Source organism: Paenibacillus doosanensis (assembly GCF_025060755.1).
GTDB lineage: Bacteria > Bacillota > Bacilli > Paenibacillales > NBRC-103111 > Paenibacillus_S > Paenibacillus_S doosanensis.
The window spans coordinates 1-20,829 of record NZ_JANYUY010000055.1; the positions used below are offsets into that span (position 1 = coordinate 1).

Sequence of the window (20,829 nt, forward strand, 5' to 3'; positions counted from 1 at the left end):
AACGAAGGAATGTAAGGGCGAAGACCCGTTGAGTCATGGGAGGGTGAACCTCCAGAGGCAAAGTGGAGTAGTGCACAATAGGGTAAAACTGGAAGCGTTATGAACGCTGCCTCTGTTCCTGCATGCCTATTAGCCAATGAGATGGGCCAGAATCCCTACATTCCAAACTTCACCGACATCCAATACAATAGAAATCCTGCGAATGAGTGAGCATTCGTGAGATTATCCCCTAATTACGAGGGACGGACACAGCGGCCGTTATATAAACCCTATCGGCCATTTCGGATTTCTAACGGACGCAGATGCAGTTATTTGTTGACAAATTTTCCTCAAAAAGCAATTCGGAGTAATGTAAGCGCGATGATGACCGTTACGTTTCAAAAACGTCTGTTTGCGACGACTTTAGCTCCCTGGTGTCCGTTAAAGTTAGTAACTATTCGGAGGCTGCACCTCCTGCAGCTTTCTTCCTTTCTGACCGTTCGGGCGCCTACCGTTTCGGAGAAAGATGGTTGGGGAATTGCTTGAAAACGCCAAGCCATTGTCTAAACGGGTACGTTGGAGCATGAAGAGGGAATAGGATATCGGATTCCGAACGCCGTTAAAGTCATTCGTGTTCCTTGAATGATTTAAAATGCTGTGAACACACTTTTAAAAGCATGGAGAAAAGAGCGGAGGGCCGCTTGAATCTTGAAAAGCGTCAGCGTTCGCCTTTGTCCCCGGATTTCAAGACATCGGAAGATGCTTTCGCATGTGCAGTCGGCGTTTTTAACTATATTTCTTAAAAGGCGGGATGAATCATGGCAAGCGAACTGAAGGAACGGATCAATCTGAAGGAAATCAACTGCGAGAAGGAATTGACGCTCGCCGTGATCGGCGGCAAATGGAAGCTGATTATATTATGGCATCTCGGGCTGGAAGGGACGAAACGGTTCAGCGAGCTGAAGAAGCTGATTCCCTCGATTACACAAAAGATGCTGACGAACCAGCTGCGCGAGCTGGAGGAGGATTTGCTGGTAAACCGCAAGGTGTATGCCGAAGTCCCGCCGCGGGTAGAATATTCCCTGACCGAGTACGGCCAGAGCCTGATGCCTATTCTGCGCATGATGTACGACTGGGGCAAAGATTACGGGGAAAAAGTCGTATGGAAATAAGCTGTCGGGAAGCGGCAACCGCTCCTCTCCAGCGTGGAATAAACGTGTGAGTATGAAAAAACAAGCGCAGTCCACGAGCCTATCAGCGGCTGTCGGGCTGCGCTTTTGTTTGCGAGGTGCCGCTGGTGCTGCGGCGGAACGGTTATTTCGGCGCCCCGGCTTGATGAAGAGACGGAGCCGGCGCCTCCCGGGTTAGGGGCACGATCAACAGCGCTGTCAGCAGGAGCAGGAAGCAGATCAGGCCGATGACGCCGGGCCATCCGAAGGAGGAGAGGAACAGGCCGCCGGACCAGCCGACGAGGCTGGAGCCCGTATAGTAGAACAGCAAATACAGCGAAGAAGCGTAGGCTTTGTGACGGGCCGGAGCGAACTTGCCGATCCATCCGCTGGCGACCGTATGTCCGGCGAAGAAGCCGAAGGCGAACAGGATGATTCCGACGATCATCAGCGCCGCATGGCCGTACACCGTCAGCAGTGCACCGGCCATTGACATCGCGATGCCGAGGCCGATCAGACGCGCGCGGGAATGCCGGTCGGCCAGCTTGCCGAACAGAAACGAGCTCCAGGAGCCGACCAACTGAAAAACAAACAGAAAGCCGATCACGGTTTGGCTCAAATTGAACGGCGACTTGGACAGCGGGTAGCCGATATAGTTAAACAGCGTTACGTAGGCTCCGAGCAGCAGGAAACCGATCCCGTACAAGCTGAGCAGCTTGACGTTCGAGAAGCCGCTCTTAAAGCCGCCGAGCCAGTGGCCGAAGGAGATGCCGACCGGTTCAAAATGGCGCGACTTCGGCAAATACAGCCAAAAACAAATGCTGCACAGGAAACTGAATATACCTAGAGCGAGCAGCGCCGTATGCCATGAGAACAAGTCCGTCAAGGCGCTGACGATGACCCGTCCGGCAAAACCGCCGACCGCGGTGCCTCCCACATAGACGCCCATAACGCGGCCGATACTGTCCGGGGCGATTTCTTCGTTAAGATAGGTCATGGCGATCGCGGGAAAACCGGCGAGGCTGACTCCTTCAAGCAGACGGAAGGTTAAGAGCAGATGAAAGTCGGTGCTGAACGACGAAGCGACGGCCAACACCGACGTAATGAACAGCGATGCGCTCATGATGCCTTTGCGGCCCCAGGCGTTCGAGAAGACCGAGATGAACAGCATGCTGACGGCCAGCGTCATCGTGGAGAAGGAGATCACGAAGCTTGCCGTCGACGGCGAAACTTGGAATTGCTCCGCAAAAGCGCCGATCAGCGTCTGCGGACTGTATAAAATAGCAAAGGTGACCAGGCTGCCGAGCAGCATGCTCACGAGTGTCCTCCGGTAATCGGAGGTTCCGATTTCAATGTATGGCATAAGTAACGCCCCTTGCAGTGAAGTATGAATGCTGTAATTTAGTCTACTCCTTGCCAACTCATAACGTTCAATTTATTATTGTCATATAAATGATGCATTACAGTTATTAATCGAATGGAGGCAACGAGGGATGGAGTGGCAGCAGTTGGAATATTTCCGGGCCGTCGCCAAGACCGAGCATTTCACGAAAGCGGCGGAGCAGCTCGCCATTTCGCAGCCTGCGCTCAGCCGTTCGATTACGAAGCTCGAAGAAGAGCTCGGCGTCGCTTTGTTCGACCGCATCGGCCGCTCGGTGCAGCTAAATCGGTACGGCAAGCTGTTTTTGCGCCGGGTCGACCGGGCTTTGCAGGAGATTCAGGACGGAGCCGACGAGCTTAGGCAGATGAAAGACCCTTACACGGGAACGGTATCGCTCGCTTTTTTGATGACGTTCGGCTTGAGTGTGCTGCCCGAAGTGATCAGCAGCTTCAACCGCCGCTATCCCCAGGTGGAGTTTGCGCTGTATCAGAACCCGACGACCAGCATCATCGAGCAGCTGGTGCAGAGCGAGGTCGATCTGTGCATCGTGGGGCCGCTCGATTCGATGAAGGGCATCGCATGGCATAAGCTAATCGAAGAGGAGCTGTTCGTCTACGTTCCGGCCGCTCACCGGCTTGCGGAAGCCAAGGCCGTCGCTTTGGCCGAGCTGGCGGACGAACCGTTCATTGGCTTCAAAAGAGGCTACGGGATGCGCACGTTGACCGACCGGTTTTGCGCGCAATCCGGGTTTGAGCCCAGCATCCGTTTCGAAGGAGACGATGTCGCCACGGTGGCGGGTCTGGTCTCGTCGGGCCTCGGCGTCGCGCTGATTCCTTCCTTTTCCGGGATCGATCCGGGCAAAATCAGGCGTCTTCGCGTCTCGCAGCCGCAGTGCCGCAGAGAAATCGGCCTGGCCTGGATGAAGGATCGGACCTTGTCGCCGGCAGCCGAGCTGTTTCGCTCGTTTATCATGGAGGAATTCGCCTCCTCCCATTAAAATAACGGTGAAAAAGCGGACAAAGCAGCCAGAACAATCTGGAGAAGCGAAGCGATCGCCTTTGTTCCCGGATTTCACCCGTTCTACGGGCTTGACTATTCAAGAAATCCGGGAACAACAGCGACCGGATAATGCTTTCGCCTGTGCAGCCGGGGTTTTTACCACCCTCTGGCAGTTCAACGGCAAACAAGGCTGCGCTGCAATTCCTGCAAGGAATATACAGCGGCAGCCTTGACGTTTTAGGCGACTTATCGCTTATGCGCTCTGAGCTTCCGCGGCCCGGGGCTTCTTTTTATGATGCAGGCCGTAGTACAAAATAACGGTAAAGGCGACGACGATGCCGCCGATCAAATACATCGTATGATAGCTCGTTTTCGCGGCGATAAGCCCAAGAAGGTAAGAGCCGAGTCCGTAGCCGGAGTCGAAGAACACGAAGTACGTACCGGTTGCCAGTCCGCTGCGGTGGCTCGGCGACGATTTGACGGCGATCGCCTGGAAGCTCGGCAGCAGCGCGCCGTAGCCGAGCCCGATAATGCCGCCGGTCAGGAGGAACACCCCTGCCGTATGCGCCTGGCTGAGCCAGATCATGCCGATGACGAACAGGACGATTCCCGGATAGACGAGCACATGCTCTCCCATCCGGTCGAACAGCCGTCCGGTGAACGGCCGGGACAGCAGGATGACCGCGGCGAACACCATAAAGAAGTAGCTGGCCACCTGCTCCAGCCCGAGCGATTTGGCATAGACGGAGATGAAGGTCGATATCGCCCCGTACGAAAACGCCAGCACGCTGCCGGCCAGCGAAATCGGGATCGCTTTGGGCTCGATCAATTTTCTCCAGTCCCACGAGGAAGCGGAGGATGCGGGCGCGGTCAGACCGCCTTCCTTCTCCGGAATACGGGTGATCAGGGCGCACAGCAAAGCCAGCGCCGAGAGGATAAAGCACACGCCGAACAGAACGTTGAATGTAAAATGGGACGTTATCATGAGCCCCAGGAACGGGCCGATGACCATCGCCAGACTCATGAACAGACTGAAATACCCGATGCCTTCCCCTTTGCGGTGGTTCGGGATAATATGGATCACGACGGCCGACGTAGCGGTCGCGGCGATGCCGAAGCCGATGCCGTGAACGAATCTAAGTACAAGCAGGAGATAAAAAGAGCTCACGAACAAATGCAAAACGGTGCATACGGCAAAAATAGCGAGAGAGACGAGGATCAGTTTCTTCCGGTTCACTTCATCGAGCCATTTGCCGGTGAGCGGGCGGAAAATAACGGCGGCAATAATAAAAACGGTCGTAACAAGACCGATCTGCTGCTTGGACCCGTGCAAATCATCCAGCACAAAGGCGGGAAGCGTGACGGCCAGTATATAAAACGTCATGAAAATAAAAAAACTGCAAACGCAAATCGTTATGAAGTTGCGGCTCCAAAGAGCCTGTTCTTGCTGCTGCATCTTGAAACATCGCTTCTTTCTGTTAATTAGTTGTCTAGACAATTATACGCATGATAACTAAAAGTGTCAATTCATTCCCTATGAGTTTAGTTGGAATAGGGACATGCTTTACGTGCTTTTGTATGAACGCGGCAGTTATGGGGATGATAAAGACGAGGTTAGCGGCGAGCCCGCCGTTGTCAAGCTATATCGGGCAGAAGATGCGAAGCGAATTCGGCATCGTTCAGCGGCCGGGACGACGCTCCCGATGTCCGGCGGTTTATTTTTCACTCGCTACATATAGGTAATCCGGATCAGAGACCAGGAAACGGGAAGCTTTTCCCTGTACTGGCCTTTTTTTTGATGAAATCGCAAGGAATGTATTGACTTAGACTAAGTATAATATTAGAATTAATCTAAATATAAAGCTGAGGAACGGAGGTTTGATCATGAGCAGAAAAGGACAGCTGACGCCCCAGCGCAAAGCGATCTACGAGGTGATTATGGAGTCTCACGATCATCCTACGGCTGCGGAAATTATTGAACGGCTCTCCAAACGCGGCCAGCAGTTCGCCTATGCAACGACGTATAATTCCTTACGTTATTTGACGGAGGAAGGACTGATCAGGGAATTGAAGCTGGACGGAGACGCAAGCCGGTATGACGCGAGAACGGAAGAACATCAGCACATCGTTTGCCGTGTTTGCGGAAAAGTGGACGAAGTGTTCACGCACGTTCCTGCGGAATGGGCGCGTGCCGTAGCCGAAGAAACGGGATATGTGGTGGAGGAGGAACATATTTTGTTGAAGGGAGTGTGCCCTGAATGCAGCAGCAGCGGCAAATAAACGAACTGGAGCCCGTTACGGCTCCGGCTATGGACCCGGCTCTCGGAGCTTATTGTTCGACGACGAACACGATTGTCATTATAAGCGCCTTTCCCCGTGGGCTCCATGAGCTGGTTCGCGAACTGACGGCTAAATGCTACGATGTGCTTGTATTTCACCATTTGGATGAGCAGGCGCTCTCGGCGCTGGCCGTCGATCTGTTGATTATGGACGGAACCCATGAAACGATACAGTCGAAGCCTCGGCCTTCCGCGATTAAGGCGCCGGCCGTGCTGCTGGTTCGGGGGGAACGGCAGGATCAAGATCCGGCCGTCGTATCCTCCTTTGACGACACGATGCAGTGGTCGGCCGAAGCCGCGGGCTCCGTGCTGTCCCGAATTGAAGAGCTGCTGCTGCAGCCGGGCCACACGCCCGAGGAGCGTTCGGATCAGGTGCAGCGCAAGGAGCTTGTCGTCGATTTCAAAAAAATGGCCGTCTACCTGGGCCAAGCCCGGATCGATCTGACGAAGACGGAGTTCGATCTGCTTAAGGCGCTGCTCGATACCGGCGGAGCGGTATTGTCACGGCAGGAGCTGATGGACCGGGTATGGGGGGATCAATATTTCGGGGGCAGCAATACGGTGGATGTTCATGTCAAGAGCTTGCGTCAAAAGCTGAAGGACAATCCGAAGTCGCCGACCTATATTGAAACGGTTCGCGGAGTAGGCTACCGGCTTGCCGATTAATAGTTGTGAATCATGAAAGCAATGAGGACCGTCCGGAAGGGCGGTTTTTCTTAATCCTCATGAAATCTTCATGATAGCTTCATCAAACCTTCACGCACCCTTCATCAAATCTTCATGCTCCGTCATGACAATCATGATACTATTCATATATCAACAATTTAGATTTAGTTTAAGTTCAAGTTTAAATACGGATTCATATCGAGGGAGGTATCCAATGTACGATATGTATGATGTCATCATTATAGGCGGAGGCCCTGCAGGAGCGACGGCAGCCGTATATACGGCCCGAAGCCGCTTGAATACGCTGGTGCTGGACAAAGCTCCGAACACCGGGGCGCTCGCCCTCACTCACAAAATCGCCAACTACCCCGGGATTGCCGAAGCTTTGAGCGGTAAGGAGCTGCTCGACCGCATCCGCGATCAAGCGGCAGGCTTCGGAGCGAAGTTCAAGCAGACGACGATTACGGCGGTCGATTTGGACGGGCCGACGAAATACGTATTTACCGCCGAAGGGATCTACGAGGCCAAGGCGGTCATTATCGCCACCGGCTCCAAAGGGCGCAACCGGATGCTGCCGGGCGAGGAGAAGCTGCTCGGACGAGGGGTGAGCACTTGCGCCACATGCGACGGAGCCTTCTTCGAAGGCAAAGAGATCGCCGTCGTCGGCGACTCGGAGGAAGCGCTGGACGAAGTGATGGCGCTGGACAAGCTAGCCGCCAAAGTCCATTTCATCATCCCGCGCGGCGAGCTGCAGGGAGTCGAAGCGCTGCCGGAGCTGAGCCGTACTCAGTACTATTTTAAGGCAAGGCCGCAGGAAGTGGCCGGAGAAGAACGCGTCGAAGGGCTGCGGGTAAAAATGGCTTCCGGCGCGGAGCAGACGCTTCCGGTGGAAGGCGTGTTCGTATTTTTGTCCGGCAGCAAGCCGGGGACGGACTTCCTGGAAGGCCAAGTACCGCTCGACGAGAGCGGCTATATGATACTCGACGAGTACATGCAATCGCCGGTACCGGGGGTATTCGGAGCCGGTGAAGTGCGCCGCTCTCCTGTGAAGCAAGCTATCGTCGCCGCAGCGGACGGTGCGATCGCCGCGATGGCGGCGGACAAGTTCATTCATCGCCGGGAGCAGGTTATTCCGCAGTACAAATGACGCGTCAGGCCGAACGGCTTGCGCCGAAAATAAAACGAATTTTTTCGAGGAGGCTATTTGATGTCAACAGCTACAACGCCGGTTATCGTCTATTCCAGCACGACTTGCACCTATTGCAAACAGTTGAAAACCTATTTGACCGATCAGAATATTGCTTTCGAAGAACGCAACATCGATCATAACGACGCTTACCGCGAGGAGCTTCAAGCTATGGGCATGAGCTCGATTCCGGTGACCGTGATCGGCGACACGAGAATATTGGGCTTAAACCCGACTCGTATCAAAAAAGCATTGGCGCAGTAAGACGCGGCGTCCGCGCATCCATGGATCGGGCGCCACAGACGCACTATTTGTCAAATCGATTGAAAACATAAACCCATCTTACAGGAGGAATTGACTATGACGACAACAACAGCAGGAGCAGCGGCGGAAACGATAAAAATCGGATTGCAGGCCCCTTCCTTTAACCTGCCTTCCACGATCAATCTGGAGACGCTGGAAGAGCATGTAGCGCTGGAGAACTACCGGGGGCGCTGGCTTATGGTGTTCTTCTGGCCGTTCGACTTCACTTACGTATGCCCGACCGAAATTATCGCCTTTAGCGACCATTACGATAAGTTCCAGGAGCTCGATTGCGATGTGATCGGGATTTCCGTCGACAGCATCTATACGCACCGGGCTTGGATTAACACGCCCCGCGACCAGCAGGGAATCGGACCGATCCGCTACCCGATGGCATCGGACTTCAAGAAGGAAACGGCCCGCGCTTACGGCGTGCTGGACGAGGCTACCGGCGCGGCGCACCGCGGTCTGTTCATCATCGATCCCGAAGGCGTTCTGCGCTACCAGGTCGTAACCGATATGAATGTCGGCCGCAGCGTAGAGGAGACGCTCCGCATATTGGAGGCGCTGCAGTCCGGAGGCATGTGCCCGGCGAATTGGAAACCCGGCGAAAAGACGCTGGGTTAATCATAGCGATTGTCAGGAAGGCCTGTGAAAACGGGTCTTTTTTGTAGTTTATTTAAAAGCCTGGTGAAAAAAGAGCGGAGGGGCCATTTGAATCTGGAAAAGCGTAAGCGTTCGCCTTTGAAAACGGATTCTCTCCACAGAAAAACGAAAAAACAATCCAAAGAATCCGTTTTTAACAGCGATTGGAGGATCAAATGGACGCCGCAGCGGACTTTTTCACCACCCTTTTAAAAGCCCGGTGAACAAGAGCGAGTGGAAACCTCTATCGACCGCAGGGCGCGACGAAATCACCGCACTTTTAAACGGGAGCCGCAATGTTTGACAAGCGGTAAGGCAGTCTCTATAATGATAATGATTTTCGTTATCAAACACAGAATCCTTCGAGCATAAGATTGGATTAGGCCGGCCTGCTTGGGGGAGCCTGATCATACTTCATACAACAATGAATACGGAAAAATAAAAAGATGCAAGGAGGGATTGCGTTGCCGCAATTTGACGCAGCATATTATGCCGGGCAGTTCGGGGTAACTTTGGAGGATAGGACGGATACGGTGTTCGGGGCGTCGTTGTCTTCTCTTGCAGGCGCAGAGGGCGCCGAATCGTTCATACGGGCTTATGCGCCGCTGATCAAAGCGCTGGAGCCGGATGTCGCGGGCACGTATTTTGCCAGCTGGTTCGGAGCGGTCTGCGCGGCGTTTCAATATTCGCTATGGCATGATAATGCGAAGCCGGATTTGTCGCTCGACAACGTGGAGCTGCAGCTTTATGTGAAGGAGCAGCGGGCAGGCATGGAGTTTCGCGTCAGACAATGGGAGAGCGAGTCGCTGCCCGACGCTGCCGCTCACCGCAGTTCTCAGGCGGTCGAGGCGATGGAAGCCTTCTACGGTCGGCAGATTCGGCCGCTGCTGGAGAGCATAGCAGGCGTCGTCGGTCTGAACGCCGGACAGCTGTGGGGCGTGATCGGCACCCGGCTGCATTATGTCAAGGACCGCTGGCTGGAGGAGGCGGAGACGGAGGAGCAGCGCGAGAGATTGAACCATGATCTGGATCAGCTGCTGCGCGGACTCGATCCGGCCGTATTCGGCCGGCCCAAGAATCCGTTCGACATCCGCTTCCGGATGATGGAGAATCCGCGCAAGCCCGGCGAGCAGATGAGGATCAAGGCGGTATGCTGCCTTGCTTACAAAACGGATACCGGCCACGGTTATTGCTTCACCTGTCCTCGCTTGTCGGAGCGGGAACGTCAGGAGAAGATCGACAAGATCAAAGCGGAAGCGGTGCGGTAAGGTTCATTTTTGGAAAAATACGGATTTAAAGGCGAGCGGAGACAAGCCGTTGCAGCCCTTTCGAGCGAAAAGCTCGGAAGGGCTGTTTTCATTCTTAACACCATTTTAACAGGGCGTATTGTAAGATGAGGGGAGAAAGCGACGAATCGTGTCAACATATGCATTTTTGTAACTGGAGGGCTTCAATGAAATTGTCCATTGGCAAACAAATTATTATCGGTTTTTTGATCGCGCCTTTGCTGCTTGCCGTGATCGGAGGAATGTCATACCGCTATTTGCAGACGGTTAACGATTCGTATTCCGCCCTCGTCGAGGTGCAGGCCCGCGCCGCTTTTGACGCTCATGTGATCCAATTCGACGCCGCCCAGCAGATGAACTTTCTTAACGCGTATTTCGTTGTGAACGACAGCCAATATTTGCTGGGATTTCAATCGACGAACGCCGATTTGAACGATCTGGTCGGCCGAGTGTCGGGGAACTTGTCGGAGGACGGACGGGCATCGGCGAATGAAATCGCCGAGCTGAACAAGAAATTGCAGGCGCAAGCGGATCAAGTGGTGAAGCTGCTGAAGACAGATCCGCAGGAAGCCAGGAGACTGATCGGGGCCGAGGTGCTGCCGACCGGCTCCGAGATCAAGAATGTGTCGAAAACGGTCGTCGACCGTCAAGAGCAGCTGATGAACGAGGCTTATCGGACGAACGCCGGGCTTGTGGAATCGACGCGCCGGATGATCGTCGCCGCCAGCGCCGCGGCGATCCTCATCGCTCTGACGTTCGGGATCATTTTGGCTGCCCGCATATCGCGTCCGCTAGCTTTGGTCAGCCGTCAACTGAAAGACATCGCCGAAGGAGAGGGAGATTTGACCGGACAGATCGTCATCCGCTCCGGAGGCGAATTCGGAGAGCTTGCCGCCTCGTTCAACGGGATGGTGAATAAACTGCGGGAGCTGATTCGGCAGGTCGGAAGCCATGCCGAGCAATTCGCCTCCCATGCCGCCGGGCTCCATTCCAGCGCCGCTGAGACCGGAGAAGCCTCGGAGAAAATCGCCGCTACCGTGCAGGAGGTAGCCTCCGGGTCTGTGAAGCAGCACGCCAGCGTGGAAGAAAGCATGCGCGTCATCGATGTCATGTCGCATCAGGCGGGGCAGATTTCGGATAAATCCCGTCATGTGTCCGTGATCGTCGGTCATGCGAAGGAAGCGGCTCTGCAGGGGGACGATACGATCAGGACGGCGATGAAGCAGATGGCATCGGTGCACGATACGATGAATTTGATGAACGAAGTCATCGCAGGGTTACAGGAGAGGTCGATGGCTATTGAGAGGTCGATTCAGCTTATAACCGATATTGCGCGCAGAACCAATCTGCTGGCATTGAATGCGGGCATCGAGTCCGCCCGCGCGGGAGAGCACGGAAGGGGCTTCGCCGTCGTAGCCGGGGAAGTGCGCAGCCTTGCGTCCCAATCCGCTCATTCGGCCGCAACGATCGTGGAGATGATCGCCGATATCCGCGAGAAGACACATAGCGCGGCGCTGCTTATGGCCGAGAGCCGCAGCGTCACCGATGCAGGGCTGCAGGATGTGAATCATGCGGGCGCGGCGTTCGGCTTTATTGTCGAGTCGATCGGGGAAATCGACAGGGAAATGTCGGAAGTCACCGAAGCTTCCGGCAGGATGGAAAGGGAGACGGCCCATGTCTCGCAGGCGGTTCACGCCATCGCCGAAGTAGCGGCAGCGAATGCGGGCGGTACGCAGCATATTCTTACTTCGACGAAGGATCAGCTGGCTTCGATGGGGCATGTAACGGGCTCGATACGCCATCTGACCGAGCTTGCGTCCCAGCTTCAGCAGTCGATCGCCCGGTTTAAGGTGTAAGCTTCACTTGATCTCCGACAGCAATCGTTCCTGTGCCTTGCACCATCGTGGACGATCGCCGCGGCCCGCAATTCCCGGTGCTCGGGGAAAAAATGCCGCACAAGCGCCCAGACGCCGACCGTATGCTCGTAGCGCGAATGGGTAACCGGGCAAAATAAAGCACCTGCGCCGAAATGATGCAGATGCTTCAATCTTCGTACGGGAGCGCTCCGGAATAAGGCGGCTTCGCAATCGTCGGCACGCGCGCGCATCCGGTATAGCGGCCCCCACACCTCGGTATGATGAAACGTTTGTTGAACTGCAGGGCATTGCTTATACATAGGATCGCCTCGAATTCCAATTACCGGTAAAGGAGTTATATTATAACGGGATTCCGGAAGGTTGTAAACGTATGATTCCGGCAGGCCGAATCAGGGCTGTGCCGGGCGGTTGGCGGAACGGCCGGAGAAGCCTCCGCCGTCGTCCTGCGCCAGCTCGGTCACGGCGATTTTATAGGTGTGGGCCGCCGCCGACGATGGGACGCCCGTGGCGCCGCCTTGGTTTGCTCCCGCCGTCGCTCCGCTGCCTCCGGTGGCTCGCGGAGCGGTGTCCGGCAGCGAGCCTGCGCCGTTTCTTGAACCGGCGCCCGGGCTTCCATCGGCATTTCCGGGCACATCCGCTTGTTTTGTTGCTTTCGCGCTTGCTTCGGCTTCTCTATTCGGAGCAGAGCTTGAGCTTGCCGCGGGGTTCTTCGTCCCGGGGATGGAGCCGGCCTCGCCTTGCGGCCGCTCCCGGCTTTCCTTCCCGTCCGCTTCGTTCTTCTCCAGAAGCGTCCCCGTTACGACGGCCGGTCCCGTCCGAAACCGGACATTGCCGCTCAGCAGCACAACGTCGTTGCCGAGCCTGACGACGGCGGTATTGCCGTCCACGGACGCAATCTGGCATTGAAACCGGATGACCGCTCCCGGCTTCTGCTTCGGCAGCTCGGACAGCGCGATGTCGAGGATATCGGATTTCACCTTCGCGAAGACGTACTGTCCCCCTTGAAATTCGTAATAGGCCTGCCGTCCCGCAGCATCTCCGGCCGGATTATCGACAATCAGCGTGCCCGGGCGGCTGCGGTCGGGAGCGAAACCGTCGGCTTCTACGTCGAGAACGGTCTTGAGCTCCGCCGAGCGAGGATCGTAAGTCACAGCGACGTATCTGGCTTGACGCGATTTCGACGCGGCTTCGATGACGATGGCCGGCTGCTGGTCGCCGCCGCCGAGCGGGCCGGACAGCTTCAGCGCTTGGACGGCAAGCTGTTTGCCGAGCGCGGCCGAAGCGTAATCGAGCTTTTGATCGGCCGCCAGACGCGCCAGGACAAGCTCTCCGTCTGCCGCAATCCCTACGGCGGCGAGCTTCGCGCCCCATGCCCCTTTGGCGCTCTGCACATTCGTGAAGACGGCGTCCGCCTTCGCGCCGGTCGCTTTGCGCAAGAGCTGCGCCGGATCGGCTTCAAGCCAGCGCTGCTCGGTATCGGCGGCTTCCTTCGACGTATCCTGGTACGCGTTTAATATCGTATACAAATCGATCGCTTCCGCGAATTTTTTCGCGGCGGCAAGCTGTTGCGCCCGGGTAAGCTGCGCTTTGATCGAAGCTTGAATATAGCTGCTCAGCTTGGGGCGTCCGTCCGTAAGCTCTTTAGCTGCCTGGTATTTTTTGGAATAGGATATAAAGGCGGTTAAATCGTTTTTCTTCAGCAGCGAAGCGAGCGCGTTCTGCGCATACGTCTCGAACTGGGGCAGCAGCCATTCGGCCTGAACGCCGCCGGCCGTATAAAATTTGCGGAGGCGCTGCGTTTCGTCCACGACCTCGGGAAAGCTCTTCGTTTGGAACAGCGCGTCCATCCGTTTCTGGTCATAAGCTTTGAACAACTCGTTCAACTGCTGCTTCTTCGTCTTCTCGTCCTTGTAATAGACGGCGGGAATTTGCAGCAAATATTGCATCGCATTGCCGCTGTCGAACGACTTGTCGGCGGCGCCGTTCTCCAGGCTCTGCTCCAGCTGCGTCTTCACGTCGGCGAACGATTGCGCAAGCCCTTCCTCCACCCGATAGGAAGCTTCCGCCTCGGCAAGCCGATTCCGGTCCGCTTCGCTGCGCGAAGCATACTCCATTTGGACCTGCTGGAACGACTCGTACGCTTGGAGCAGCGTAGGCACGTCGTTCACCTTGGCCGCCGCATGCATCCGGTCGGAGATGGAGCCGAGCGTTCGCTTCAGCTCGGTTACCGGCCGAAGCGTGTTCAGAGCGGCGTCGATCTCCTCGTTTTTATAGCGGATGACCGTGTTCGCTCTCGCCCGCTGGAACAGGGCTTCCGCTTCGAGCTCATGCCCGTCCGCCTGCGCTTTCGCCGCCTGCTCGTACAGATCGGCCTTCGACCAGCCGGCATAGCTCTTGTAGCCGGAGGCGGCGAGCATGACGGCCAGCAGCAGCCCGGCCAGATTGCGGGTATGCTTCGAACGGCTGTACATCGATATGAACATGACCGTCCCTCCTACAATAACCCTTGAAATTCGGGATCAAAATCGTATTTCAGCTTCACTTGCTCCTGCGCCTTGTCGTACAGCTCGGGCACCCGGTCGCGGCTGCCTTGGAGCAGCTTGCACAGGCGCAGCAGGCGGTCTCGCGGCAGCGCGTCCAAATAATCGGCGATCAGGCCGGGGTACTGCAGCACATAGCCTTTGACCCGCAGGGCGGCGCTTGCCGTAAGCGCCAGCGTCTCCGGACCTCCCGGGAAAGCCTCGATCGCCTGACGGTGGCGCATCACATAGTCGAGCGCATCGCGCCCGACGAGCTGCGGACTGACCTTGCTCACCTCGTGCAGATAGCGGATGAAATCCGGCTCGAAGCCGGACGGAATCAGGGTGGACAGCTCGAGGTCCATATCGCTGCGCACGATAAAATGGCTCAGGCACATCAGCTTCAGCACCTTCACCTGATTGCCTGTGATCAGATAGCCGATCTCGCGCAGCTTCTCGTAGGCGGTCTTGAAATCATCCGCCTTCAGATCGCTGGCCGCATCCTCCAGATCGAGCAGCATGCCGTCGCGGATCGCCTGATGCTCGGTCGCCAGCAGCTGATGCAGCAGCCGGTTTTCCACGGCGGAAGCGTAGTGTCTGGCCAGCAGAAGATAACCGGCGACGAGGACGATGCCCGCCAGCACCGAGATAACCATCTGCAGGAGGGTTTCCGCCAGGAAAAAAGCGGCAAGACTGATCGAGAAGGCAATCATCGCATCTCTGGCTGTATGGCGGAGGCGAATCGTTCGGACGATCTGCCGGTACGACTGGAATTTTCCGTCCGCTCCGCATTTCAGACAATTTTCGCTCCAGAGAACGGACACATTTCCGCAACCTTTGCACTGTTTTAAACGTTCAAAAGCATGGCGGGTTCGCACGCTTTTGCGAAATTGCACGGGAATCTTTTTACTCATGGCGATCACCGTTGTTCAGCAGGTCCAGAAATTCGGCGTCGACGGCGTCCGGGCGCACTTCCTGCTTTCGGCTCGTATGAAAATAAATCCAGCGGGCGGCGACAAAGACGGCGGCAAAAGCTATTCCAATAAATGTCGGCATCGGATTCTCCTAAACTTTAAGATTCTATTAGTGGAATTTTGCATACTAAAAAGTTAATATGGTTAGTAGACATAATATACATCATCGCTCCCACATTTTACAATTTACAACAGAAATTCGTTACAACCCCGACAGGAATCGACAATTTCCTTAAATCACGTTTTGGAGGAATCAACACAATGAATCATACCACATCCGTCTTCCGCTTGCTCCTTACGCTTCTGCTGCTTCTGACCTGCTCGCAGGGAGCATGGGCAGCCGGCGCGGACGGCGATACGCATATCGACGCGGTGCTGTCGGTGGACGTCAGCACGTCCATGAACGAGAGCGACGTCAACAAAGTCAGCTACGAAGCGATGAAAATGTTCGTCGATATGTCCTCGGTGCAAGGGGATAAAATCGGCGTCGTCGCCTACACGGATCAAGTGCTCCGCGAGAAGGCGCTGCTGAAGATGAACAGCGTTCAGGATAAGCAGGATCTCAAGAAATTCATCGACCAGTTAACCCGCGGACCTTATACGGATATCGCCGTCGGCGTCAGCGAAGCGGTCAAGGTGCTGGAGTCCGGCTCCGAGCAGGGGCATGTTCCGCTCATCGTTCTGCTGACCGACGGCAACAACTCGCTGAATGCCGGCAAGTCGCAGGAACAGTCGGACAAAGTGCTGAGCGACGCGGTCAAGAAGGCCAAGGACAAAGGCATTCCGATCTACACGATCGGCCTCAACGCCGACGGACAGCTGAACAAGGATGCGCTGGAGCGCATTTCGAACGAAACGAACGGCAAGCTGTTCGTGACCAGCTCGGCGGACGATCTGCCGCAAATTTTGAGCGAAATTTATGCGAGCCATCTGAAGCTGAAGGTCGTGCCGCTCACCGGCATTACGGCGAACGGCGATTTTCAGGAGGTGGCGGTGCAGATTCCGAACTCCAGCGTCCAGGAGGCCAACATTTCGATCATGTCGGCCAAGCCCGTAGAGGTTAAGCTGTTCAATCCGGCCGGTCAAGAGCAGGCGATTCCGTCCGACCAGATCGTGTATTCGACTTCGAACGCTTATTCGCTGATCAAAATTTTGAACCCGGCGCAGGGCGACTGGAAGCTGAAGGTCAAAGGGGTTCCCAAAGAAAAAATCGACATAAATTTAATTTATAACTACGATTTGCAGGTGTCGATGGAACTTTCGTCGTCTATATCTTATAGGCCTGGAGACACGGTGCCGGTCAAAGCGTATTTGCAGTCGAACGGACAGAAGGCTACGGATGCCGAGCTGTACAAAAACGCCAAATCGACGCTGATCGTCACGGATCTCGATACGAAGAAGACGCAGGAAATTCCGCTCGCCGTATCGGCCCAGAGCTTTGAAGGCTCGATGAAGATCGCCGATGCGCACGATTATTCGCTCAAGGTAAAGGTGGAGAACGCGAATTTCGTCAAGGAATCCGCAGCGGCGACGATTTCTGCCAAATCCGGAGCCAAGGCTCCCGAGACGGGCACGGGGACTTCGGAGGAGCCGAAGATCAACTGGGCGGTGACGGGCGGCTCGATCGCCGGCGCGCTTATTCTTATCGCAGCGCTGCTGTACGCCCTGTCCGTCTGGAAGAAGGCGAACAAAGGCTTCGTCGGCCAGTTCGTGATCGAAATCAAGGACGAGGATACGGGAGAGCGCACGACGCCGCAGTACAAGAAGCTGAACGCCTTCAAAGGCAAGTTCCAGCTCCATCAGCTGCTGCAGCTGGCCCCCGAGTTTGCGGAGACGCAAACGATTATCTTCAGGCCGGGAGCCGGGGATACGGTCGCGCTGTTCAACGAATCGGGCTGCGTCATCGAGAAGGGCGGACGCGTGTTCGACGCGGCGAAGGGCAAGGAGCTGAAAAGCGGCGACCGCATCCGGATTACGCTGCAAAACGTAAATAAATCGATCTCCCTCGAATATATAAAATAACCGTTAACGGAGGAAGCACATATGAAAGCAGTGGTCAGAGAGCATATACAACAGTTGGATGTTTCTTTGGGCGGCGGCATTATCAGCGAAAAAATCCGCGTCGACACGATCGACAACCCGATGCTGATCATCGGTCTCGGCGGCACCGGGATCGATGCGCTGCTCCGCTTGAAATACCAGATCAACCGCCGGTTCAAGCTGCCGGAGGACCCTTTTACGAAGAAGAAAAAGGAGAAGCCGAGCAACGTTGAGTTTCTTGCGCTGGAGACCAACGAGCACGACCGCAACAAGAAATATAAGGGGATCGGGCTCGATCCGCTGACGGAATTCGTGCTGCTCTCCAATCCGGAGATCGGCAGCGTGCTGCAAAACCGCAGCGTGCTGGAGCCGTACATCAAGGAATGGCTGTCGCCCGAGCTGACGATTACCGACGGCATCAACGGCGCCTCCGGCGTCCGGCAGGCGGGACGGCTCCTGCTGTTCACCAAGATCGTGCAGGTCGTGCAGACGATCGAGCGGAAGATCAAGACGCTCTCGGTCGGCACGAACAAGAAGCTGATGGTATTTCTGCTGACCGGTCTGTCGGGCGGTACGGGCAGCGGCTGCTTCCTCGATATCGCCTATATCGTGCGCGGCATCATCGAACGCGATTTCGGTTCGGCCGGCGTCGATAAGGTGAACCTGCTCGGCTATCTGTTCACGCCGGACGTGAATTTGGCCAACAAGAGCTTATCCGAGCATTCGCGCGAATATATCAAAAAGAACGGCTATGCGGCGCTCAAGGAGCTCGACTACTGGATGAATGTCGACGAACGCAGCGAGCGGTTCAAGCAGCAGTACGCTAGCATACTGAACGTCAACTCGCCGATGCCTCCGTTCAATCTGGCGCATCTGATCTCGGCGACGAATCTCGAAGGCAAGCTGCTGGAGAACGCCTACGATTACTGCATGAACGTGACGGCGGAGAATATTACGAACTTTATGGCGAGCGAGGACAAAAGCTCCGGCGAGGAGTTCGCGATCCATGACTATATCAGTAACATCCGCACCAATATCAATCAGATGCCCAAAGCGTACGCGGCCAACTACCAGTACAACATTTTGGGCGCTTCGTCGGCCGTGCTGCCGATCGAGGAGATGACGACATACCTCGCCTTCAAGATGTTTCAGCGGATGGAGAAGATGTTCCATGCCGGTCCGTCCCAGGAGGACGTGGAGAAGCTGGCGCATAAGCTCGGCATCGATCCCGATTCGATCCACAGGGAATTCGGAGAGCGCGTGCCGGAGCCGCTGGCGGGCTATCAGAACAGCGAGCGGCTAAGCTATGCCAACGTCGTCAAGCAGCAGACGGTCAATATCGATACGGAGCTGGAGCAGAGCTTCCTCTCCCGGGCGCGCGAGGAATATATCAAATGCCGCAGACAGCTGCCGGGCGAGAAGAAAGAGCTGTTCTCCGAGCAGGTAACCAAAATTTTCCGCAACCCGGAGCAGGGGCCGTTCTATGTGTCGCGCATTATTTTGCAGGATAAAGGATTCTGTCTGCTGAAGCTGATTTCCTCGTATATCGAGTCGCTGAAGGAGAGCATTTACCGCATTCCCCGCGATATCGAGTCGGCCGAAGAAAATTCGGAGCAAAAGTTGACCGAGGCCCGCAGCGCGTTCATCTCCAAGGACAAGAAAAAGGATGCGTACATCGAGGCCAAAATCCACGAATATTTGCTGCAGGCCGACCGCGAGCGAATGGAGCAGATGGTGGAGTTTTACGAGGATTTGTACGATTTGATCAACCAGGAAAACTCGCGGATTTATCAAGTGTTTACGGAGCTGCTGAACGAGCTGAACAAAATATTCGAGAAAAACGGCGATATTTTGACCAACGGCGAGGAAGAGGTCGATCATAAAGGCAACCGGACGTACTACTGGAACGTCGTCAGCGTGCCGGATATGGCCAAGCTGATCGGTCAGGTGACGGACGAGAAGAACGTGAACGATTTGATCCGCGATTTCACGAACGAGCTGCTGCGCAAATCGAATCAATGGATCAAGGAGCAGGAAGTCGACGTTATCAGCGCGATCTCCGAGTTTTTGACCGACCATTTCGGCGATCTGATCACCAAGTCGATGGAGGAGTTCCTCGTCATCAAGTACGGCCATGACGATTCGATCGAGAAGCTGGTGGAGCAGAACATCGCCAACCGCTTGTATGAGGAAGCGAAGCCGGTCTTCCACTTGAGCAACAGCTCGGGACATTTCAATTTCCCGTCATGGGGCTTCGTCTCGGTGCCGGTGAAGGCTCCCGCCATTTTCAAAGGGATCCGCAACTTCCAGGATCATGCGATCGCCAACTCGCGCTTCACGGTCAAGGAGAGCGAAGTGAAGAACCGCATCTTCTGGCTGAACACGCAAAACGGGATTCCGCTGTTCCTCTATACGCCGCTCAAAGTATACGAGACGAGCTATGAGAACACGATTCTCGAGCCGGAAGGCATCGGCCGCCATTTGGTGCAGACGGATAAGATCAACTGGACGTATCTGCCTTCGCCGATACCGGAGAAATCATGGGGCGACACCTACGACAATTCGCGCGTCAAAAAATACAATGCCGAAGTCCGCGCTTTGTTCGATAAGCTGATGGAATACGGAGTCATCCGCGTCAAAGGCGACGACAGCGGCACGATTAACCGCTACGAATGCCGATTCTCGCAGCCGTTCGATCTGGAGCGCCACCTGGCCTCCTTCAATATGCAGCTCGGCTCGCAAAGACCGAATCTGGGCGAAGTGCAGCGCTGCGTGAGCGAGCTCAAGGCTTTCGTTCAGCAAGGGCTGCCGGTGGAAGGAACGAAAGACATTTTCGGCAGCATAAGCGAGGAGATGGCGAAGGACAACCTGATCCGTTCGCCCGAGCTGCTCAAGCGGGTGAAGGAAGAAGGCCGCAAGTACGATCAGATCTCGGCCAAAATCGCCGAGCTGGAGAAGCTGCTCGGAGCCTACAAGGACGAAGAAAAGCTGATGCAGCTGTTCATCGAGGCGATGTATACCGACACCATCTGCAAAAAAGGCGCTTTGTTCGTCTACGATCACGATGCGGACGAAGATCCGTGGGATGCTTTCGTCAATCTGATGCAGGTGAATAAATTCGTCGAATACGAAATTTATAACCGCGCCCGCGAGCTTGATGAAAAGAAGAAGGCGCTCTTGCAGCGCAAGTCGGCCAAGCGGGTACAGCAGCTGACGTCATCCTCGGATATTAGCGGGCTGCTCGCGAAGCTTAGCGAGATGGCGGCCAGTTACCAGGAGGCGAAATCGGCTCTGGATTACGATCGCGTCGAATGGGAGAACGGGGAAGACATGTACCGCTTCTACAAGCAGGTGTCGGTGAAAGTAAACGATATGGTGAAAAGCTTGAAATAGGCCAGTCGGCATCTAGGAAGATCAAACGGGGCCGGCTCTAATGAAAAAAAGAACACTTCGCTTAAGCGGAGAG

At 55.5% G+C, this 20,829-nt stretch carries 17 protein-coding genes; 11 read left to right on the forward strand and 6 right to left on the reverse strand.

The features are described from left to right. Positions 1 to 797 precede the first annotated feature (797 nt). Entirely contained in the window at positions 798 to 1,151 is a 354-nt protein-coding gene (locus N0M98_RS27805; protein WP_249865820.1) for a winged helix-turn-helix transcriptional regulator, read from the forward strand. A gap of 142 nt (positions 1,152 to 1,293) precedes the next feature. Here N0M98_RS27805 and N0M98_RS27810 read toward each other — a convergent pair whose 3' ends face one another. Further along, entirely contained in the window at positions 1,294 to 2,511 is a 1,218-nt protein-coding gene (locus N0M98_RS27810) for an MFS transporter (protein WP_259619790.1), read from the reverse strand. 130 nt (positions 2,512 to 2,641) lie between these two features. On the opposite strand from N0M98_RS27810, the gene N0M98_RS27815 reads away from it, so the two are divergent. Continuing rightward, positions 2,642 to 3,526, forward strand: a complete 885-nt coding sequence (locus tag N0M98_RS27815; RefSeq protein WP_259619791.1) for a LysR family transcriptional regulator — start codon at positions 2,642 to 2,644, stop codon at positions 3,524 to 3,526. Between the two features lie 255 nt (positions 3,527 to 3,781). Here the strand turns inward: N0M98_RS27815 and N0M98_RS27820 are convergent, their stop codons facing one another. After that, complete coding sequence (locus tag N0M98_RS27820) at positions 3,782 to 4,984, reverse strand: MFS transporter (protein WP_259619792.1); 1,203 nt, start codon at positions 4,982 to 4,984, stop codon at positions 3,782 to 3,784. Positions 4,985 to 5,412: 428 nt separating this feature from the next. Between N0M98_RS27820 and N0M98_RS27825 the strand changes: the two genes are divergently transcribed. The 7 genes from N0M98_RS27825 to N0M98_RS27855 all read left to right on the forward strand — a co-directional run bounded on the left by N0M98_RS27825 (position 5,413) and on the right by N0M98_RS27855 (position 11,809). Continuing rightward, positions 5,413 to 5,808: a Fur family transcriptional regulator gene (locus tag N0M98_RS27825; RefSeq protein ID WP_249865816.1), complete on the forward strand. Its 396-nt coding sequence runs from the start codon at positions 5,413 to 5,415 to the stop codon at positions 5,806 to 5,808. Then, positions 5,787 to 6,533: a winged helix-turn-helix transcriptional regulator gene (locus N0M98_RS27830; protein ID WP_259619793.1), complete on the forward strand. Its 747-nt coding sequence runs from the start codon at positions 5,787 to 5,789 to the stop codon at positions 6,531 to 6,533. The genes N0M98_RS27825 and N0M98_RS27830 overlap by 22 nt, the downstream gene beginning before the upstream one ends. A 214-nt stretch (positions 6,534 to 6,747) precedes the next feature. Beyond that, the gene (locus N0M98_RS27835; protein ID WP_249865814.1) at positions 6,748 to 7,680 is read left to right on the forward strand and encodes an NAD(P)/FAD-dependent oxidoreductase; all 933 of its coding nucleotides are present in this window, start codon (positions 6,748 to 6,750) and stop codon (positions 7,678 to 7,680) included. A gap of 60 nt (positions 7,681 to 7,740) precedes the next feature. Further along, entirely contained in the window at positions 7,741 to 7,983 is a 243-nt protein-coding gene (locus N0M98_RS27840) for a glutaredoxin family protein (RefSeq protein ID WP_249865813.1), read from the forward strand. Between the two features lie 96 nt (positions 7,984 to 8,079). Then, entirely contained in the window at positions 8,080 to 8,649 is a 570-nt protein-coding gene (locus tag N0M98_RS27845; protein WP_259619794.1) for a peroxiredoxin, read from the forward strand. Between the two features lie 482 nt (positions 8,650 to 9,131). After that, positions 9,132 to 9,935, forward strand: coding sequence for a (2Fe-2S)-binding protein (locus tag N0M98_RS27850; protein WP_249865811.1), 804 nt, complete (start codon positions 9,132 to 9,134; stop codon positions 9,933 to 9,935). Positions 9,936 to 10,120: 185 nt separating this feature from the next. Next, positions 10,121 to 11,809, forward strand: a complete 1,689-nt coding sequence (locus tag N0M98_RS27855) for a methyl-accepting chemotaxis protein (RefSeq protein WP_259619795.1) — start codon at positions 10,121 to 10,123, stop codon at positions 11,807 to 11,809. Here N0M98_RS27855 and N0M98_RS27860 read toward each other — a convergent pair. The 4 genes from N0M98_RS27860 to N0M98_RS27875 form a co-directional block, all read right to left on the reverse strand. Next, positions 11,779 to 12,129, reverse strand: coding sequence for a hypothetical protein (locus N0M98_RS27860; protein ID WP_259619796.1), 351 nt, complete (start codon positions 12,127 to 12,129; stop codon positions 11,779 to 11,781). The genes N0M98_RS27855 and N0M98_RS27860 overlap by 31 nt on opposite strands. 90 nt (positions 12,130 to 12,219) lie before the next feature. Beyond that, on the reverse strand, positions 12,220 to 14,313 hold the full coding sequence (locus tag N0M98_RS27865; protein ID WP_259619797.1) for a hypothetical protein: 2,094 nt from the start codon (positions 14,311 to 14,313) through the stop codon (positions 12,220 to 12,222). An 11-nt stretch (positions 14,314 to 14,324) separates the two neighbouring features. Further along, on the reverse strand, positions 14,325 to 15,173 hold the full coding sequence (locus tag N0M98_RS27870; protein ID WP_259619798.1) for a hypothetical protein: 849 nt from the start codon (positions 15,171 to 15,173) through the stop codon (positions 14,325 to 14,327). Positions 15,174 to 15,255: 82 nt separating this feature from the next. Then, positions 15,256 to 15,405, reverse strand: coding sequence for a hypothetical protein (locus tag N0M98_RS27875; protein WP_249865804.1), 150 nt, complete (start codon positions 15,403 to 15,405; stop codon positions 15,256 to 15,258). Between the two features lie 179 nt (positions 15,406 to 15,584). On the opposite strand from N0M98_RS27875, the gene N0M98_RS27880 reads away from it, so the two are divergent. Beyond that, positions 15,585 to 17,345: a VWA domain-containing protein gene (locus N0M98_RS27880; protein ID WP_259619799.1), complete on the forward strand. Its 1,761-nt coding sequence runs from the start codon at positions 15,585 to 15,587 to the stop codon at positions 17,343 to 17,345. A gap of 21 nt (positions 17,346 to 17,366) precedes the next feature. Continuing rightward, positions 17,367 to 20,756 carry a tubulin-like doman-containing protein gene (locus tag N0M98_RS27885; protein WP_259619800.1) on the forward strand — a complete coding sequence of 1,130 codons (3,390 nt, stop codon included), beginning with the start codon at positions 17,367 to 17,369 and terminating at the stop codon, positions 20,754 to 20,756. The last annotated feature ends 73 nt before the right edge of the window (positions 20,757 to 20,829 follow it).

What these genes read in the sequence shown, in the direction of transcription:
- N0M98_RS27860 (WP_259619796.1), bottom strand. Translation starts at nt 12,129, where the DNA reads ATGTATAAGCAATGCCCTGCAGTTCAACAAACGTTTCATCATACCGAG.
- N0M98_RS27825 (WP_249865816.1), top strand. Translation starts at nt 5,413, where the DNA reads ATGAGCAGAAAAGGACAGCTGACGCCCCAGCGCAAAGCGATCTACGAG.
- N0M98_RS27830 (WP_259619793.1), top strand. Translation starts at nt 5,787, where the DNA reads ATGCAGCAGCAGCGGCAAATAAACGAACTGGAGCCCGTTACGGCTCCG.
- N0M98_RS27845 (WP_259619794.1), top strand. Translation starts at nt 8,080, where the DNA reads ATGACGACAACAACAGCAGGAGCAGCGGCGGAAACGATAAAAATCGGA.
- N0M98_RS27865 (WP_259619797.1), bottom strand. Translation starts at nt 14,313, where the DNA reads ATGTTCATATCGATGTACAGCCGTTCGAAGCATACCCGCAATCTGGCC.
- N0M98_RS27815 (WP_259619791.1), top strand. Translation starts at nt 2,642, where the DNA reads ATGGAGTGGCAGCAGTTGGAATATTTCCGGGCCGTCGCCAAGACCGAG.
- N0M98_RS27885 (WP_259619800.1), top strand. Translation starts at nt 17,367, where the DNA reads ATGAAAGCAGTGGTCAGAGAGCATATACAACAGTTGGATGTTTCTTTG.
- N0M98_RS27810 (WP_259619790.1), bottom strand. Translation starts at nt 2,511, where the DNA reads ATGCCATACATTGAAATCGGAACCTCCGATTACCGGAGGACACTCGTG.
- N0M98_RS27855 (WP_259619795.1), top strand. Translation starts at nt 10,121, where the DNA reads ATGAAATTGTCCATTGGCAAACAAATTATTATCGGTTTTTTGATCGCG.
- N0M98_RS27840 (WP_249865813.1), top strand. Translation starts at nt 7,741, where the DNA reads ATGTCAACAGCTACAACGCCGGTTATCGTCTATTCCAGCACGACTTGC.
- N0M98_RS27880 (WP_259619799.1), top strand. Translation starts at nt 15,585, where the DNA reads ATGAATCATACCACATCCGTCTTCCGCTTGCTCCTTACGCTTCTGCTG.
- N0M98_RS27875 (WP_249865804.1), bottom strand. Translation starts at nt 15,405, where the DNA reads ATGCCGACATTTATTGGAATAGCTTTTGCCGCCGTCTTTGTCGCCGCC.
- N0M98_RS27820 (WP_259619792.1), bottom strand. Translation starts at nt 4,984, where the DNA reads ATGCAGCAGCAAGAACAGGCTCTTTGGAGCCGCAACTTCATAACGATT.
- N0M98_RS27805 (WP_249865820.1), top strand. Translation starts at nt 798, where the DNA reads ATGGCAAGCGAACTGAAGGAACGGATCAATCTGAAGGAAATCAACTGC.
- N0M98_RS27835 (WP_249865814.1), top strand. Translation starts at nt 6,748, where the DNA reads ATGTACGATATGTATGATGTCATCATTATAGGCGGAGGCCCTGCAGGA.